This is a genomic window from Chryseobacterium piperi, assembly GCF_002285635.2.
Lineage (GTDB): Bacteria > Bacteroidota > Bacteroidia > Flavobacteriales > Weeksellaceae > Chryseobacterium > Chryseobacterium piperi.
In genome coordinates, this window is the sequence record NZ_CP023049.2 from 3,786,011 (window position 1) to 3,803,035 (window position 17,025).

Consider the following 17,025-nt stretch of genomic DNA (forward strand, 5'->3'; position numbering starts at 1 on the left):
AAATCTATGGCAGATGAAAACGTATACAATCAGAATCTTACTTTAGATGAGATTGTATTTGAAAATAGAAACAAAGAGTATGGTGCCTATGATCTGAGACATCAGTATCCTAGACTTCTAACAAGATCTTTTCTTATTGGAACGGCATTATTCTTAGTTTTGGCCTTGTCTCCTTTTATTTATCTTACGATTAAGAGACTTACAGCACCAGAAAAGCAAGAAGTAAAAGCTGATTTGGTAGAAATTCTTCAGGAAGATAAAATTATAGAGCAGCCGAAAGAAGAGGAACCACCTCCACCACCTCCACCTCCAAAAGAAGAGGAAAAAATTGAGGTGATTCAGAACGTAGTTCCGGAGCCTGTAAAAGCTCCAAAAATTGAAACACCACCACCACCAATTTCTAAGCAATTAGAAACAACAACTGGTTTGCAAAATCAGGAGGGGGTAAAAGCTCCGACTTATACACCACCGCCACCACCACCATCTACAGGTACTAAGACTTCAACTGCTGAAGTTAAGCCTCAGGTGAGTGATACTCAGGTTTATACCGAGGTTGAGCAAACTGCAGAATTCCCAGGAGGTATCAATGCCTTTAGAAATAAAGTAGCAAGTAGCTTTGACGGATCTGCAATGAACGGTGATGAAGGTACTGTAAAAGCTGAAGTTACTTTCGTTGTTGAAAGAGATGGAAGTATTACAGATGTAAAGGCTAATGGAAAAAATTCAGACTTCAACTCTGAAGCTGTAAGAACGATTAAGTCTATTAAGAATAAATGGAGTCCTGCTAAAATTAATGGTCAGTCTGTTCGTTACCGATTCAGATTACCTTTAACAATGAATTTTGAAGGATAATATTTATCTTTAAATAATAATTAAAAAAGAGAAGCATATGCTTCTCTTTTTATTTTTTTTGGTATTTTTGTTACATGATGTTCAATTGGTTGTCCTTAATAACAGGATTGTTTTATATCGTTTTAGGAATTGTAGTTATTATCTACAAATTCTTCTTTGTCATTCTTGAACCTGCAGTAGCGTATCCGCTTGGAGCCGTTATGATTCTTTATGGAATATTCAGAATTTACAGGGCAGTTTCAAGAATTAAAAATTCAGGAAATGAAGAATAGTATTAAACTTATAATACTTCTTATTTTTAGTTTAACTACTATAGGTTGTAAAAAAGAAGATAAATCCCCTTCTTACCACAAAGGAGACCTTACCATTCTTACCGACGAATCTTTTAAAAGTGTTACAGAAGCATTGGCCGAAGGCTATATGATTAATTATCCGGAAACACATATCAAGATTGTTACCAAGAAAGAAGACTTAGGTTTTCTTGATCTGTTAAATGATAAAGCAAGAATTGCTGTCATGTCCAGAGATTTAAATGCAGAAGAACTGAAAGCATATAAAGAACAGGTTGGACTAAAATTCTTACCTGCGAGATTTGCTGCTGATGCAGTGGTTTTCGTAGTTCCTAAAACTTCTTCCAAGACGAGTATTTCTATGGAGGAAATTCAAAATGGTCTTATGTCTGAAAACAAAGAATTTATCTTTGACGGAGTTAATTCCAGTAATCTGAATTTTGTTGCTCAGAAATTTAAAAAGCAACCTAAAGATCTTAAGTTTTCTATTATTCCCGGAAGTGAAAATATTATTGAGCAATTAAATAAGTATCCGGATAAGATTGGTGTTATCGGTCTTAATACGTTCAGTCGCCCTTATGATAAGACTGCTGAAAAGTTAAGAGAAATGGTTAAAATATTACCCGTAGAAAGTAAGGGTAAATTATATACTCCGGATTCTGGTGGGCTTCGCGAAATGAAATATCCTTTTACAAGAGTTTTGTATTTTTTAACAAATGAAGGAAACTTTAACATAGCCAATGGCTTTATAAGATATTCTTGTACCCAATTAGGTCAGATGATTGTACAAAAAGAAGGATTACAGCCCTATAATATATACAAAAGAGAGGTTCAAATGCGTTAAAAAGTATTAAATTGATCTTTTAACCTAAATAATTACAGTATTTTGGTCTGAAAATTGTGTATAATATAACTCGATTTAGAAAATATAAAATGAAAGATATAATGATTATGAATGTAAAAAAGATTGCTTTTGGAGCAGCAGTGGTATTTTTTACCAACTTTTCGTTTGCGCAGACGCTACAGGACGGTATCAACAGTGTTGATAGTGATAAATTTGCACAAGCTAAAAACAATTTCACTGAAATGATTGCAAAGGCACCTACAGCTGAAAACTATTTCTATTTAGGAAATACTTTTTTGAGACAAGGTGAACCTGATTTTGCAAAAGCAACAGAAAATTTTAATAAAGGTCTTGCTGCAGATAGCAAAAGTTATTTGAATAAGATCGGATTAGCAGCAGTAAAACTTGGAAAAGGAGATAAGGCAGCAGTTGCTGAAATCCAGAAGATTGTAGCTGATTCAAGAGAAAAAGATGCAGAAGTATTGTTTAGAGCTGCTGAAGCTTTAACTTTATTTGAAAAAAATAACTCACCTGATTTGGCTATTCAGTTCTTAAATAAAGCTATTGAAAGAGCTCAGAAGAAAGAAGTTCCTGCCAATTATTATTATACGCTAGGGGATGCTTACAGATTGAAGAAAATTCCTGGTGATGCAATGACGGCTTATGATAAAGCGTTACCTCTTGCAAAAAATAAAGCTTCTGTTTACACAAGAATGGGGACTTTATGGATGGCTGCTCAGCAGTGGAAATTAGCTAAAGAAAACATCGATAAAGCTATTGGAGTAGATGCAACTTATGCACCTGCTTATAAAGCTTTAGCAGCATACGATATCAAATACCAGCAAAACGAAAAAGCAACTCAGGATTTGATCAACTATACTAAGTATGCTGATGAAGATCCATATACATTATTAGAAATTTCTAAACTTTATTTTACGAATGAAGATTATGCTAATTCTAAAATGGTATTGGATAAAATTTTCGACAAAATCGATGACCCAATTAAATTTAAATTAAGAGCATATCAATTATATGCTGACGGAAAATATACAGAAGCTAAACAAAATATGGATAGCTTCGTTTCTCAGGCAGATAAATCAAGAGTACAGCCTGCAGATCAAGGTTTACAAGGTCTGATTGCTGCTGGATTAGCTAAAGAAGAAAAAGACGAAGCTAAGAAAACTGCTTTAATGACTGAGTCTCAACAGAAGATTGCCATTGCTAAAGCTGCAAAAGATGAAACAATGAAGTGGGATATGGAATTGGTTAAGATTGCCGGAGGAGGAGCTTCTCAGGCATCTGCAGATGCAGGACCAACAAACCCTACTATTGAAGGATTAAAACAAAAAGTAGCAGCTAATACTCAGGATACTGATTCATTATTCAAGTTGGCAACAGCTTACCAGGATGTTAAAAACTGGAATGAAGCAATCCTTACATGGCAGAAAATGAGTACTCTTCTTCCTGACTGGGCACCTGCTTACTACAGTCAAGGGTATTCTTATCAGCAAGCTGGAAACAATGATGCAGCAAAAATTGCTTATGAAAAGTTCATCAGTACTGTTAAGCCTGCAGATATGGAGGCTAACAAACAGACTTTAGCTTATGCTTACTTTGCTGTAGCATATATGAGCAAGGACTCTGATGTAGCTAAAGCTAAAGATTATGTTGCTAAGTCTGTGCAGTTAGATCCTACTTATCAGGATGCTATAAAACTTAATGCAGAAATCAATAAGTAATTTAAAATTTAAATTATAAATATTAAAACTTCCCATTCGTAATGTTTGGGAAGTTTTTGTTTTAAGTCTTATCTTTGAACGTATGAAAACAGATATACTTGCTTTTGGGGCGCACCCTGATGATGTAGAACTAGGATGTGGAGGCACAATAGCCAAATTAGTATCAGAGGGTAAAACATGTGTTATTGTTGATCTTACCAAAGGTGAGATGGGAACAAGGGGTACAGATGAAACCAGAAAAATGGAAGCCGCAGATTCTGCAAAGATTTTAGGTGTTTCTGCCAGAGAAAATTTAGGAATGAAAGATGGGTTTCTTGTTAACTCAGAAGAGTACCAGATGAAGATTGTAAAAATGATCCGCAAATACAGGCCAGAAATCGTTTTAGCCAATGCTATTGATGATAGACATCCGGATCATGCAAAAGGAGCAAAATTAGTTTCTGATGCGTGCTTTTTAGCAGGCTTACGAAAGGTTAAAACAGTACTGGAAGGAGAAAACCAGGAAGTATGGAGACCTAAACATATTTTTCACTACATCCAGTGGAAACATATCCAGCCGGAATTCGTTATTGATATCTCTGAACATCTTGATAAAAAGATTGAAGCATGTATGGCATTCAAAACTCAATTTTACGATCCAAATTCTAAGGAACCAGTGACTCCGATTGCTACAAAAGACTTCTTTGAAAGCCTAACCTATAGAGCTCAGGATTTAGGGCGTTTATCGGGAGTTGCTTACGCTGAGGGCTTTACAACAGAGAAGTTAATTGCTTTGAAAAATTTTGAAGGAATTGTTTTGTAATTAAAAATTCTTTCCTATATTTGCAACCACAAAACGGTGATTGTAGCTCAGTTGGTTAGAGCGTCGGATTGTGGTTCCGAAGGTCGGGGGTTCGAGACCCCTCATTCACCCAGAGAAAGTACACTTTTTACAAGTGTACTTTTTTATTTTATACGATTTCCAGTGTTAATTCTTACCCTTAAAAAATACTTGAGTTGCTGATTTCTATTCCAAAAATGAACTGTTTATTCAGTTTGATAGTAGTTAATGGAGAATTTTTGAAATAAATAGGATACTTAAAGGTCTCATTAAGTTATTAAGAAAAGTAAGAGATTCTCCTTCGTCGAAATGACAGTGCTCGAAAAAAACTCTCTGTCTCTTTCATTGACTACGTCTAATCTTCGATTTCAGAATGAAGCGAAAGTGGAGTGATGAATCTAAACATAGTAAAGAGATCAAATCATCTATGGGAGTATTATATACTTTTAATTCTAAAAATTTTTAAACACTTTAGTGATTTTAAGTTTAATATATGCTGGATAAGAAGTACACATAAATTTAAAAATCAAAGATTTTCAAGGGAGATTTGAAAATAAACCATTAAGATTCTATTAAGCTGTTAAGAATTGAGAGATTGCTTCGCTTTGCTCGCCATGGCTAATACAAGGGATGTTTAGCAATTTAATAAATCCGCGATTTTGCCTTTCGTGAGCTTTTCCTTCAATCAAGGCATAAAAAAAGCACCTTTTTCAGATGCTGTGTTTTTAGAATATTCTTTTTTTATACTTCGTCGTCCGAATCTATCGTATAAGATCTGCTTTTGAAGTCTTTGTCATGTTTTTCTGATATTACATCCTCACCTTTTTCATTAATGATGAAATCTGTTGACTCATTGAACATTTCCTGGAAACTTTTAAAATCTTCTTTGTAAAGATAAATTTTGTGCTTCTCAAATGTAGCTTCTCCATTTTCCCCGAAGTTCTTTTTACTTTCGGTAATCGTAAGATAATAATCCCCTGCTTTCGTCTCACGCACATCAAAGAAATATGTTCTTCTTCCTGCTTTTAACACCTTCGTGAAAATTTCATTTTCATGGCGTTCCTTGTATTCACTCATTGTTAGATATTTTTTAATCTTGTTAAGAACAAATATAAAAGATTTCTTTTAATCACAAAATTTTTTTTATGATTTATTTAACAATGTTGAATGAATTGCCTAAGCAGTTACAGAATTGGTAATTTCAGTAAGATTGATGATCTTATCTGCTTTTTGTGCGCTAGACTCTCTGTGTGTGATGATTATGGAAGTTGCATTGTGGATTTTAGTCTCAATATTTTCAAGGATATTCTGTTCCGTTTCGGTATCTAAAGCTGATAGTGAATCATCGAAAATGATGATATTTGGGTCCTTAATTAAGGCTCTTGCAATACAAATTCTTTGTTTTTGTCCTCCCGAAAGCATCACTCCACGTTCACCAACGGTCGTTTTGTATTGTTCCTTAAAGTCTATGATGTTTTTATGTACATCAGCAATTTTTGCATACTCAACCACTCTCTCGTGAGAAGGATTGTCAATGGCAAAACCGATATTATTCTCGATAGAATCTGAAAATAAATAACTTTCTTGTGGAATATAGCCAATGAAATTTCTGTAAACATTAAGATTATGATCCTTAAGGTTTTTTCCGTCAATAAGGATTTCACCTTCAGTAGGATCAATCAGTCGGCAAAGTAAGAGCGCAATTGTTGATTTTCCACTTCCTGTCTTGCCCATAATTGCTAAGGATTGTCCGGCATTAATGGTGAAGCTCAAATTATCCAATGCTTTAATCCCTGTATTGGGATACACATAAGAAACGTTTCGGAATTCTATATCTCCTTTGATTGAATATTGATCGGAATTTTTATTGATAATTTCAGATTTCTTGTCTAAAAATTCATTAATTCTCTGCATAGAAGCCTCAGCCCTTTGATTCACTGAAGTTACCCAACCAACCATTGAAAATGGCCAGATTAGGATATTGATATACATAAAGAAATCTGCAATCTTTCCTACACTCAATTCCCCTGCAATATATTTTTGTCCACCAATGAAAATAACGGCTACGTTTAATAACCCAATAACGAACAGGATAATGGTGAAGAAATAAGCTTCTGTTTTAGCTAAATCTAGCGCCTTATTCTGATAATCGGTTACTTTTACTCCATAATTTTTTTCGATGTATTTTTCTTTAGCAAAGAATTTTACAACCCTGATGCCTGAAAAGCTGTCTTGAACAAAAGTAGAAATTGCAGATTGGCTTTTCTGCATGATCTTCGATTTCTTATTGATAATAGAGCTTACTTTAAAAATAATATAAGATAAAATAGGCAGTGGAAGCAAAGTCCATAGAGTCATTGATGCATCAGTCTTTATCATATAGATACTTGTGATCAATAATAAAATCACAAGATTAACGACATACATAACGCCTGGTCCCAGATACATTCTCACCGCAACGACATCTTCGCTTAATCTGTTCATTAGATCTCCAATAGTGGTTTGTTTGTAATCTGATAAAGATAAGTCCTGATAATGTCTGTATATTTTATTTTTCAGCTCATATTCGATTCTTCGTGAGGAAACAATAATGGTCTGTCTCATCATAAAAGTGAAGAATCCTGTTAATAATGAACAACCAACGATGATGGCAACATAGATCAATACTTGTCTGTTGAATCCCAGATTTCCGCTTTTGGTAAGCTCATCCACCGATTTTCCTACAAACTGAACTTTATAAATATTGAAAAAATTACTGGCAATGATAAATAATAACCCCCAAAACAAAAGTATTTTGTGTTTCCAAAAGTAAGGGTTTAAGGTTTTTAGAGCTTTCATAAAGTTTTACAAATTTACAAAAATACCTTCAGACTACGAATTTCATAAATTTTAAATTTTGTATCTTTGCACGCATAAAAAGCTCTTTGAATGTTAGGAAGAAGACAAATCCGTGAAAAAGTGGTGGAGAACGTATATTCGTACTACCAAAATCCTATTAAATTTGATGTTTTAGAAAAAAACATGTTTTCAGGTATAGAGAAAATCTATCATCTCTATATCTATCAGCTTAATTTTTTGGTGGGTCTTAAAGACCTTGCAGAAAATCAAATGGAGATTGGGAAGAAAAAATATCTGAAAACTGATTCTGATATTAATCCAAACCAGAAATTTATTAATAATCAGGTTCTGATTAAGCTGGAAGAAAATCCTGAAAGACTTTTTTTCACAGGACAGCATAAAGAATTGAAATGGGATTTACATGACGATCTTTTGGTGAAAACTTTCCAGAGAATTACAGCCGGAAAGCGTTACCAGGATTTTATGAAAGTAGAAGAATATTCTTTTGAGGAAGATCAGAAATTTATTGGTAAATTATTCTTACGATATATCGCAGAAAATGAAGATTTTCATGATTATCTAAGCGATAAGGAACTTACATGGTCTGACGATATCCACATTTCTAATTCGATGGTTCAAAAAACAATCGGTTTCCTAAGAGAAGATGAAGAAAGCAGAACATTGATAAAAATGGTGAAAGATGAAGATGATAAAGCTTTTGCTTCTAAGCTTTTAAGAGATACTCTGAACAATTGGGAAAATAACGAAAAGAAATTGAGCGAAAGACTGGAAAACTGGGATTTAGAAAGAGTTTCTTTAATGGATAAAGTTATTTTGTCTACAGCGATCTCTGAAATTGATCACTTTCCTTTAACACCTTCAAGAGTCATTATCAACGAATATATTGAGATTGCTAAAGTATTTGCTACGGATAGATCCAATATCTTCATTAATGGAATTTTAGATAAATATTGTAAAGATCAAAATAGAATTTAACATGAAAAAGACGTTATCAATTATCGCTTTGTCTATTATAGGCTTTGGTTTAGTATCTTGTAAAAAAGAAAACAAGGAAACTCAGAGTGCTGATTCTGTAATTACAGATTCTACAGCAGTTCCTACTGATTCAGCAGTTGCTCCGCAAGTAACAACTGCAGCAGCGGCTCCGGCTCCATCTAACCAGCCATTAACTACAATAGCTTTGGCAGAAAGTAATTTTGATTTTGGAAAAATCAAAAAAGGAGATAAGGTAGAACATGTATACGAAGTTACCAATACAGGAAAAAATCCATTAATAATCTCTGAAGTTAAGCCTGGATGCGGATGTACAGCTCCTGATTTTACTAAAGAACCAATTTTACCAGGTAAAAAAGGAAAAATCACATTGCATTTTGACTCTTCAAATTTCGACGGAAACGTTCAGAAATATGCAGATGTATATGCTAACGTAGAAAAAGCTCCAATTAAATTAACATTCATTGCGAATATTCAACCGTAATTAAAATGAACACACTAACAATATTTTTACAGGCTCAACAAGGAGGAGGATCTTCTATGATGCTCATCATGATGGGGGTCATGTTTGTAGGTTTTTATTTTTTAATGATAAGACCACAAATGAGAAAGCAAAAGCAGGAGAAAAGCTTTCAGGAAAACTTAAAGGTAGGAAGCAGAGTAGTGCTTACTTCAGGTCTTCACGGAAGAATCGCTCAGATTCAGGATGATGGTTTTGTGATTGAAACGCTTTCTGGAAAATTAAAATTCGAAAAAGCAGCGGTATCAAGAGAATTTACTGATGCCCGTTTTGGAGAAAAAGCAACAAAAGCAGCTGAAAAAACTGCTGAGAAAAAAGAAATTGAAACTGAAAAGAAGTAATTTTTTAGTTTAAAAGATAATACGTTTCGGGGCGGTGAATAAAGTTCACCGCCCCGAATTTTTTTATGTATATACTACATCCTCGTTCAGAATGGAGCGAGGATGAGTGAAGGAAGGGTTTAGGCATTAGATTCATCATTTTACAAATTAACGCTTTCACGACTTTACTTCTACAACTATTGAATAGCCTCTACAATATTATAAAACCTGTGTAAAGGTTTGTGTTCTTTGAGGTTTAATTTATCTTTGACAGATGAATCAAAATACCAACAAAACTGTTCTTATTTTAGGTGCTAATTCCGATGTGGCTAAACAATGTATCCTGCTCTATCTTAAAAAGGGATTTTCTGTTATTGCGGCATCACGAAATACAGCTGAGCTAGATGATTTAGCAAGAATTAATAACTTGGATGAATCGAAGATGAAGGTTTTGTATTTTGATGCCGTAGATTTTGATTCTCATCAAAAGTTTTATGATGAGCTTCCGGTAAAACCTCATATTGTCGTATATGCAGCTGGTTTTCTGGTGGATAATGAAAAGGCTTTAAGGGATTTTAAAGGAGCTCAGCAAATGATGCAGGTTAATTATATGGGAGCCGTTTCTGTTCTTAATATTATTGCCATGGATGAGACTAATACAGGGCTCGAAAGAATTGTAGGACTTTCTTCGCTTTCCGGAGTAAGAGGAAGGAAAAGTAATTTTGTTTATGGAAGTACAAAAGCAGCATTTACACAGTACCTGGCAGGATTGAGACAGGAGTTGGCTTCAAGAAAAGTAATTGTTAACGCTTTAGTCATCGGTTATATTCGTACTAAAATTAATGCGGGATTAGAATTGAATGAATCTTTAATCATGGAGCCGGATTATGTTGCGAAATTTATTGTTAATGCAGGAGGTTCTTTTATTGTTGTACCCGGTTTCAAGTGGAAAATAATTTATCATATTTTGAAAATTTTACCTGAGAGCCTGGTGGCGAAATTACCTTGATTTTTTGTATTTAGATTATGTTTTGTGTAATTTATTTTCTTTCAATGTGGATTTTGTATTAATATTTTGTCTTTGTTCTAGTGTTTGGGTATTTGTTTTTGATGAAGCTAGGTTCATCGAAATTGGAAATTCGTGTTTTTTTGATTATTTTTAGACTCCAAAATATTTCTTTTATAGAATTCGATTTCTAAAATGATCATTGATTGAAGCTGAAAAGCTGTTCTGCTATCCAACTTATTTTATATATAATTAATACATACTTTGGCCAAAAAGGTCTAAAGTTTGTTTCTATTGGAACCAGCTACATTGATCAGTCTCATTTTATGGAATCTGATTCATATAGAACATGAATGCATATTTAACATTTCAACATAAAAATAAGTAGTAAACAAATGGACGATTTAAAATTGAACAATATTCAACAACATTGGGATAGCCTGATAACTTCAGCTATTGCATGGGCACCCAAAATCATTACAGCTGTGATTTCAGCATTTTTGATATACATCATCGGATCGTGGATGATAAGGATGATCAAAAGACTGGTTGAAAAAGCTTTTAAAAAGCGCAATATGGATGCTTCTTTACAGCTTTTTCTTTTAAATATTATTAACTGGGGGCTTAATATCCTGCTCTTTATTGTTGTCGTTACCCAATTAGGCGTACAGACATCTGCTTTTGTAGCGATGATTGGTGCCGCCGGTTTAGCAGTAGGTTTAGCTTTACAAGGTTCTCTAACTAATTTTGCAGGGGGAATACTTATTTTATTATTAAAACCATTTAGGATTGGAGATTTTATTTCCGCCAGTTCAGGGGTTTCAGGGACTGTAAATGCAATAGATATATTTCATACAAGACTAATCACTCCGCAAAATCAACTGATTGTAATACCTAATGGAGAAATTTCAAATAAAAGTATTACTAACTACACCCAGTTAGGGACCCGAAGAACATGGTTTGATATAGGGGTTTCTTATAATGCTGATTTGAAGCAGGCCAAAGATATATTAATGGAAGTAATTACGAATAATCAATATGCTCTTAAAGACCCGGCACCACAAGTGGTTGTGACTGAACTTGGAGATAGTGCAGTGAATTTATCGGTAAGGGTGACAACGACCAACGAAAATTACTGGGCAATGAATGAGGAATTGATTATAGCTTGTAAGAAAGCTCTTGATAATGCTGGAATTGAAATTCCTTTCCCGCAAAGAGATGTACATGTTTATAATAAATAATATATCACTTCATAAGACAAAAATTCCTGTAGACACTACAGGAATTTTTTTATTTTATGGAAGGTTAAAATCTTAATCACAAAATAGGCTAAAGGTTTTGCAATAGATCTAACGCTTTTACCATATCAATTCCCTTTCCTAAAACTGGTTTAAACAAATCTCCTTTTTCTTTAATTCTGTCCAGAGCATTATGAATGTTAAAATCAGTAGGTTTTAAACCTGGTTTCAGTTCATCCCATTCCAAAGGCATCGAAACAGAAGCTCCTTCTTTAGGTCTTAAGCTATAAGCACTTGCTAATGTTTGTCCTGTTCGGTTTTGCAGGTAATCGAGATAAATTTTCTTATCGTCCCTTTTTTGTAAACTTCTTTCTAATGTGGTTATCTTGGGAAGCTTGTCATAAACTTGTTTCATCAATATATGAGCGAAATCTTTCACCTGTTCAAAATCATATTTTCCACCCATAGGAATATAGATATGAATTCCAGTACTTCCTGATGTTTTACAATATCCTTTAATTTTAATTGAATTTAAAACTTCGTTAACCTGAAGGGCAGTTTCAATAACATCATCAAATGTATTTTTCTTTGAAGGATCAAGGTCTAAGACAAGGTAGTCAGGATGTTCCAGATCCGGGAGTGAACTATTCCAGGGATTGAGGTCAATGCATCCTAGATTATTGAGGTAAGCCAACGTTGCTTTATCATTACAATAAATATAATCGATATACTTATCATTAGATTCTGAGTAGACCTTTGTTGTTTTAACCCATTCAGGAATATGATCACTCGCATCTTTCTGATAAAAACCCTGTTCTTCAATCCCATTGGGGAAACGGTTTAAAGATAATGGACGATTCTTCAAATAAGGGAGAATATAATCTGCAATAGATTGATAATATTCCACAACGTCACCTTTGGTAATGCCGTCTTTTGGAAAATATATTTTATCCTGATTGGTGAGTTTTACGGAATGCCGGTTTAATGTGATTTCCTTTTCTTTTTCAGATGTTGTGTCGGTTTTTTTGGAAGAGGTTTTAGCTTTCATTTCTTTAAGTTTTTCTTTGGAGGGTTTCGTTTTGTCTGTTGTCCCTTTAATATCTTCCGGTTCTTTATCCTCACGAATTGCTATAAAAACCGGATGGCGGAAGATACCGTCTTTTGTAATTTCAGAATATTTTATTTCACATACCAATTCCGGTTTTACCCAGGTGACCGGCATATTGGTTTTAGGAATATCTTCAAAAGGGGATTGTTTTATGACAAGTTTTTTCAACTCTTCATGCAGCTTGCTAAGAGACTCTGCATTAAAGCCTGTTCCTGTATGGCCTGAGTAAATTAACTGATCTCCTATATATTTCCCCAAAATCAAAGCTCCAAAGCCTTTTCTCGACCCTCTGGGTTCTGTAAACCCACAGATAATAGCTTCATCGGTATTGGTAAATTTTATTTTAAGCCAATCACTATTTCTGTAATTTTCGAGATAGAGGCTGTTTGATTTTTTAGCAATCATGCCCTCCAGTTTCATTTTCTTCATCTGGTTGAAAAATGCAATGCCTTTTTCAGGAATATGGTCACAATATTTGATGGTATCAGTTTCTACCAATGCTTCTTTTAATAATTCCTTTCGTTGGATAAGCGGAAGATCTTCGGTAGAATGGCCATTAAGCCAAAGCAGGTCAAATACCTGATAAACCAAAGCTAAATCGGGATGATCTCCGATTTGTTGTAGTAGTTGAAAGTCAGGTCTTCCTTCATTGTTATAAGCAACAATCTCACCGTCTATAACCATTTTATATTTTTGCCGGCTGAAATCCCGTGCTACTTTTTCAAATTTTGATAGAAAGGAAATTCCGTTTCTTGAATAGAAAAGAGGTTCTTCATTTCTGAGATCTGCAACCGCTCTGTATCCGTCCCATTTTATTTCAAAAACCCATTCTTTATCATCAAATGCTTTTTCAAAGGATTTGGCAAGCATTGGCTTAATAAAGTTTTTAAGTTTTTTTTCGTGGGTTAATATATTGAAGTTCTGGAATTTTTTTTGTGGAGCTATTACTTCTTTTTGTCGTTTTTTAGGCTTTTTTTTTCCTCCAGAAACTGAGTCACCAATGATTTGGGCGAGGTATTATCTTCAGCATCATAAGGACTTTCTGCAAACTCATCTTTATGTTTTATGAGTAACCATGCATTATTCTCAGCATTTTTCATTTTTACTAAAGCAAATTCTCCTTTTAGTTTTTTACCATGCAAAATGAATTTTAATGAACCTGATTTCAGCTCTTTCAACAATTCCTTTTCATCAGAAAGTTTAGCATTTTCTTCCAATGGTTCATAAGTTCCGTTATCCCATACTTCTACCTGTCCAGCTCCGTAATTCCCTTCAGGGATATTTCCTTCAAAATCTTTATAATCATAAGGGTGGTCTTCAACCATCATGGCGAGTCTTTTATCATGGGGATCCAGGGATGGACCTTTAGGAACTGCCCAGCTTTTTAAAACGCCATCCATTTCCAGACGAAAGTCATAGTGGAGACGAGAGGCAGCATGTCTTTGAATGACAAAGATAAGCTTGTCTTTACTTTTTTTTGCCTTGCCTTTAGGTTCGCTTGTTTCATTGAACTTGCGCTTTTCCTGATAATCTTTTAAAGCCATTCCGATGCTGTTTTAGAGTTAGGTTTTTGTAGACTGGCTTTTAACTGAGCCATTAAATCAATTACTTTACCTTCTTTTGCAGGTTCTGCTTTTTGTGCTTTTATATTTTTACCTTTTGCTTTTTGTTTGATGATTTTCATCAATGCTTCTGAGTAGGTGTCTTTATATACGCTAGGATCAAATGTTTCGGAGAGCTGTTGGATAAGGCTTTTGGCCATCTTTAATTCAGCGGGTTTAGGAGCTTTTTTGGCAGGAATTTTCAGATCTTTATAATCTCTGATCTCCTGGTTAAAACGTAACCGGTTTAAAACGAGTATCTCATCATTATATGGGCGGATCATTCCGATAGCCTCACTTTCACGAAGAACAAAGGTTCCGATTCCAACCATTTTGGTTTCCTGTAAGGCTTTTATAAGTAATCTGTAGGCATTTTCTCCATTTTTCTGAGGTTCCAGAAAATAGGGAGTTTCAAAATACACGCTGTCTACTTCTGTTTCTTTTACGAAATGTTCAATGGAAAGTATTTTTGTTTTTTCAGGACTTGCCGCTTCATAATCCTTATCCTCAAGAACGATGTATTTATCTTCCATCAGATAGGCTTTCACAATGTTTTCCCATTTTACTTCCTTACCTGTTTTTTCGTTAACTCTTTTGAATTTGATATTAGAAAAGTCAGATTTATCAAGCATGTCTAAATCTAATTTACTCGTTTCTGTTGCGGAATAAATCTTAACAGGAATATTCACTAATCCAAAACCGATGGCCCCGTTCCATATTGCTTTCATTGTCTTACGTTTTTAAAAATCAAGCAATTAATGTACCATCAAAGGATGTCAATCAGAGCGCTTCTGCTTTTATTACCAATTGGCAATTGTCGATTTTAAGGATTTGCCTACCTTTAAAATTCCAATGGACGGAACTATGAAAGAACTATTTGATTACATCAGGAAATTTGGAATACTTAGTGAGGCTGAGGAAGCATTAATTGCTGATGGGGTTCAGGAAATGGTTATCGGAAAAGGAGAAATATTTGTAGAAGCGGGTAAGGTCAGTCAGAAAATTGCTTTTGTAAAACAAGGAGTATTCAGATCGTTGTATTATAATAAACAGGGTGATGATTTTACAAGATACTTTATTTATGAAGGCCGGTTCATTGGAGACTTTCATGGTTTTGCTGATCAGCTTCCTGCTCATGAGTATATTGAGGCTATTACAGATGCCGTTTTACTTGTGATTGATCTTGATCATTTTAAAATTCTTGAAAGAGAAATAGCTATATGGCCTGTGTTGTTTGCCAGAATCCATGGCTTTGTAGCTGAGAATAAACTTAAGGTAGCCAGTATCATGCTGAATCAGGATGCAAAATCCCGCTACATTCATTTTTTAAATCATTATCCGGGATTAGCGAATAGGGTACCCCAATCCATGCTGGCTTCTTACCTTGGGATTACTCCTTCTTCATTCAGTCGCATCAGAAAAAATATATCTTAGATTTCTTTTTTGCCAAATGGCAATTGCCCTGCTTTCGACATGTAATAGCTTTGCCATATAAAAAGAAAATTTTATACATATGGATATTGTACTAGGTTTACAGTGGGGTGATGAGGGAAAAGGAAAGTTTATTGACCTGATCAGTGAAAATTATGATATTACAGCCCGATTCAATGGTGGCTCAAATGCCGGACATAGTATTGAACGAAATGGGAAAAGAATTACCCTTAAAATGATTCCTTCAGGAATTTTTATGCAGGGAGTTCAGAATGTTATCGGAACAGGAACTGTTATTGATCCTGTAAGTTTTAAAAAAGAAATTCTGAACCTTCAGATTTTTGATAAAACTGTTCAGCCGGAAACCAATATAATTATTTCTAAAAAAGCACATTTGGTAATGCCTACCCATAGGCTTCTGGATATTTTTATGGAAGAAAATCCGGATTATACTACGATTGGAACTACTAAAAATGGTATTGCTCAGGCATACTCAAATAAAATATTAAGACAAAATCTGAGAGTAGGGGATATGTTTTCTTCAGATTTTCAAAGCAGGGCACAGCATATTTTGGAAAGAGATTACAGGATGCTGAAAGATGCCGGAATGATTGTTCTGCCTGCTTTAGAGGAAATCAGTAAAGAATTTTTTGAGGCAGTAGACTTCCTGAAAAAGTTCAATTGTACAGAAACTGAGATTTATCTTAATAAAGCCCTATCCGAAGGGAAAAGAATATTGGCAGAAGGTTCTCAGGCCGCAATGTTGGATATTGATCATGGTACCTATCCGTATGTAACATCTTCCTCAACAACGGCATCAGGTGCCAGCAGTGGTCTGGGCGTTTCACCGAAAAAGATCGGTGAAATTTATGGAATTGCAAAAGCTTATTGCACCAGAGTTGGAAATGGAGCATTTCCAACAGAGCTTTTAGACGAATTTGGAGATGATCTCAGAATGAAGGGAAACGAATTTGGTTCGAATACAGGTAGGCCAAGAAGGATCGGATGGCTGGATCTGCCTGCCTTAAGGTATGCGGTAATGATCAATGGTGTTACCCAATTGGTTTTCACCAAAGCAGATGTATTAAGTGGTTTGAAGTCTATAGCTGTCTGTACCCATTACGAATTAGAAGATGAAGCTATTGAAACAACTGCATCAACACTTCCTGAAAATGCTAAACCTGTATTGAAATGGGTAGAAGGCTGGAATGCTGATTTTTTGAAAATAAAAAATGTCTCAGAATTACCAAAAGAATTAATGGACTTTCTGGTCTTTCTGGAAACAGAATTAGGAATTCCTGTGGGGTATCTTTCGATAGGGCCAGGAAGAGAACAGATTATAAAAATGAATTAGAGTATACTTATTTTCATAGAAATAAAAAAGCGGAGAAATTATTCTCCGCT

At 34.6% G+C, this 17,025-nt stretch carries 17 protein-coding genes and 1 tRNA gene; 13 read left to right on the plus strand and 5 right to left on the minus strand.

The window, feature by feature from the left end:
* The first annotated feature begins 6 nt into the window (after positions 1 to 6).
* From CJF12_RS16560 to CJF12_RS16585, 6 genes are all read left to right on the plus strand, one after another.
* Positions 7 to 852, plus strand: coding sequence for an energy transducer TonB (locus tag CJF12_RS16560; RefSeq protein WP_034681112.1), 846 nt, complete (start codon positions 7 to 9; stop codon positions 850 to 852).
* 74 nt (positions 853 to 926) lie between these two features.
* Entirely contained in the window at positions 927 to 1,124 is a 198-nt protein-coding gene (locus CJF12_RS16565; RefSeq protein ID WP_185097158.1) for a DUF308 domain-containing protein, read from the plus strand.
* Positions 1,114 to 1,986, plus strand: a complete 873-nt coding sequence (locus CJF12_RS16570; protein WP_034681113.1) for a PstS family phosphate ABC transporter substrate-binding protein — start codon at positions 1,114 to 1,116, stop codon at positions 1,984 to 1,986. The genes CJF12_RS16565 and CJF12_RS16570 overlap by 11 nt, the downstream gene beginning before the upstream one ends.
* Before the next feature lie 89 nt (positions 1,987 to 2,075).
* Positions 2,076 to 3,725: a tetratricopeptide repeat protein gene (locus CJF12_RS16575; RefSeq protein WP_034681115.1), complete on the plus strand. Its 1,650-nt coding sequence runs from the start codon at positions 2,076 to 2,078 to the stop codon at positions 3,723 to 3,725.
* 82 nt (positions 3,726 to 3,807) lie between these two features.
* The gene (gene bshB1, locus CJF12_RS16580; protein WP_034681116.1) at positions 3,808 to 4,527 is read left to right on the plus strand and encodes a bacillithiol biosynthesis deacetylase BshB1; all 720 of its coding nucleotides are present in this window, start codon (positions 3,808 to 3,810) and stop codon (positions 4,525 to 4,527) included.
* Positions 4,528 to 4,562: 35 nt separating this feature from the next.
* Positions 4,563 to 4,638 (plus strand) — tRNA-His (locus CJF12_RS16585).
* 648 nt (positions 4,639 to 5,286) lie between these two features.
* On the opposite strand, the gene CJF12_RS16590 is transcribed toward CJF12_RS16585, so the two are convergent.
* Together CJF12_RS16590 and CJF12_RS16595 are read right to left on the minus strand one after the other, a co-directional pair.
* The gene (locus CJF12_RS16590; RefSeq protein ID WP_002976288.1) at positions 5,287 to 5,622 is read right to left on the minus strand and encodes a DUF3276 family protein; all 336 of its coding nucleotides are present in this window, start codon (positions 5,620 to 5,622) and stop codon (positions 5,287 to 5,289) included.
* Between the two features lie 99 nt (positions 5,623 to 5,721).
* Positions 5,722 to 7,383 (minus strand): ABC transporter ATP-binding protein, encoded by a 1,662-nt coding sequence (locus CJF12_RS16595; RefSeq protein WP_034681117.1) that lies wholly within the window; start codon positions 7,381 to 7,383, stop codon positions 5,722 to 5,724.
* A gap of 90 nt (positions 7,384 to 7,473) precedes the next feature.
* Here CJF12_RS16595 and CJF12_RS16600 point away from each other — a divergent pair, with 90 nt between their 5' ends.
* From CJF12_RS16600 to CJF12_RS16620, 5 genes are all read left to right on the plus strand, one after another.
* The gene (locus CJF12_RS16600) at positions 7,474 to 8,379 is read left to right on the plus strand and encodes a transcription antitermination protein NusB (RefSeq protein ID WP_034681118.1); all 906 of its coding nucleotides are present in this window, start codon (positions 7,474 to 7,476) and stop codon (positions 8,377 to 8,379) included.
* Position 8,380: 1 nt separating this feature from the next.
* Positions 8,381 to 8,881, plus strand: a complete 501-nt coding sequence (locus CJF12_RS16605; RefSeq protein WP_034681121.1) for a DUF1573 domain-containing protein — start codon at positions 8,381 to 8,383, stop codon at positions 8,879 to 8,881.
* A gap of 5 nt (positions 8,882 to 8,886) precedes the next feature.
* Positions 8,887 to 9,258 carry a preprotein translocase subunit YajC gene (yajC, locus tag CJF12_RS16610; RefSeq protein WP_034681122.1) on the plus strand — a complete coding sequence of 124 codons (372 nt, stop codon included), beginning with the start codon at positions 8,887 to 8,889 and terminating at the stop codon, positions 9,256 to 9,258.
* A 253-nt stretch (positions 9,259 to 9,511) separates the two neighbouring features.
* The gene (locus tag CJF12_RS16615; protein ID WP_034681123.1) at positions 9,512 to 10,246 is read left to right on the plus strand and encodes an SDR family NAD(P)-dependent oxidoreductase; all 735 of its coding nucleotides are present in this window, start codon (positions 9,512 to 9,514) and stop codon (positions 10,244 to 10,246) included.
* Between the two features lie 392 nt (positions 10,247 to 10,638).
* Positions 10,639 to 11,484, plus strand: coding sequence for a mechanosensitive ion channel family protein (locus CJF12_RS16620; protein WP_034681125.1), 846 nt, complete (start codon positions 10,639 to 10,641; stop codon positions 11,482 to 11,484).
* Between the two features lie 88 nt (positions 11,485 to 11,572).
* Here the strand turns inward: CJF12_RS16620 and ligD are convergent, their stop codons facing one another.
* From ligD to ku, 3 genes are all read right to left on the minus strand, one after another.
* Positions 11,573 to 13,459 (minus strand): DNA ligase D, encoded by a 1,887-nt coding sequence (gene ligD / locus CJF12_RS16625; RefSeq protein ID WP_034681127.1) that lies wholly within the window; start codon positions 13,457 to 13,459, stop codon positions 11,573 to 11,575.
* Positions 13,460 to 13,533: 74 nt separating this feature from the next.
* Positions 13,534 to 14,133, minus strand: coding sequence for a DNA polymerase ligase N-terminal domain-containing protein (locus CJF12_RS16630; protein ID WP_034681129.1), 600 nt, complete (start codon positions 14,131 to 14,133; stop codon positions 13,534 to 13,536).
* A complete protein-coding gene (ku, locus tag CJF12_RS16635; protein ID WP_034681133.1) occupies positions 14,124 to 14,918 on the minus strand; it encodes a non-homologous end joining protein Ku in 795 nt (264 codons plus the stop codon). The genes CJF12_RS16630 and ku overlap by 10 nt, the downstream gene beginning before the upstream one ends.
* A 136-nt stretch (positions 14,919 to 15,054) precedes the next feature.
* Between ku and CJF12_RS16640 the strand changes: the two genes are divergently transcribed.
* Both CJF12_RS16640 and CJF12_RS16645 read left to right on the plus strand, forming a co-directional pair.
* The gene (locus CJF12_RS16640) at positions 15,055 to 15,624 is read left to right on the plus strand and encodes a Crp/Fnr family transcriptional regulator (RefSeq protein ID WP_034681598.1); all 570 of its coding nucleotides are present in this window, start codon (positions 15,055 to 15,057) and stop codon (positions 15,622 to 15,624) included.
* A 79-nt stretch (positions 15,625 to 15,703) separates the two neighbouring features.
* On the plus strand, positions 15,704 to 16,975 hold the full coding sequence (locus tag CJF12_RS16645) for an adenylosuccinate synthase (RefSeq protein ID WP_394336992.1): 1,272 nt from the start codon (positions 15,704 to 15,706) through the stop codon (positions 16,973 to 16,975).
* The last annotated feature ends 50 nt before the right edge of the window (positions 16,976 to 17,025 follow it).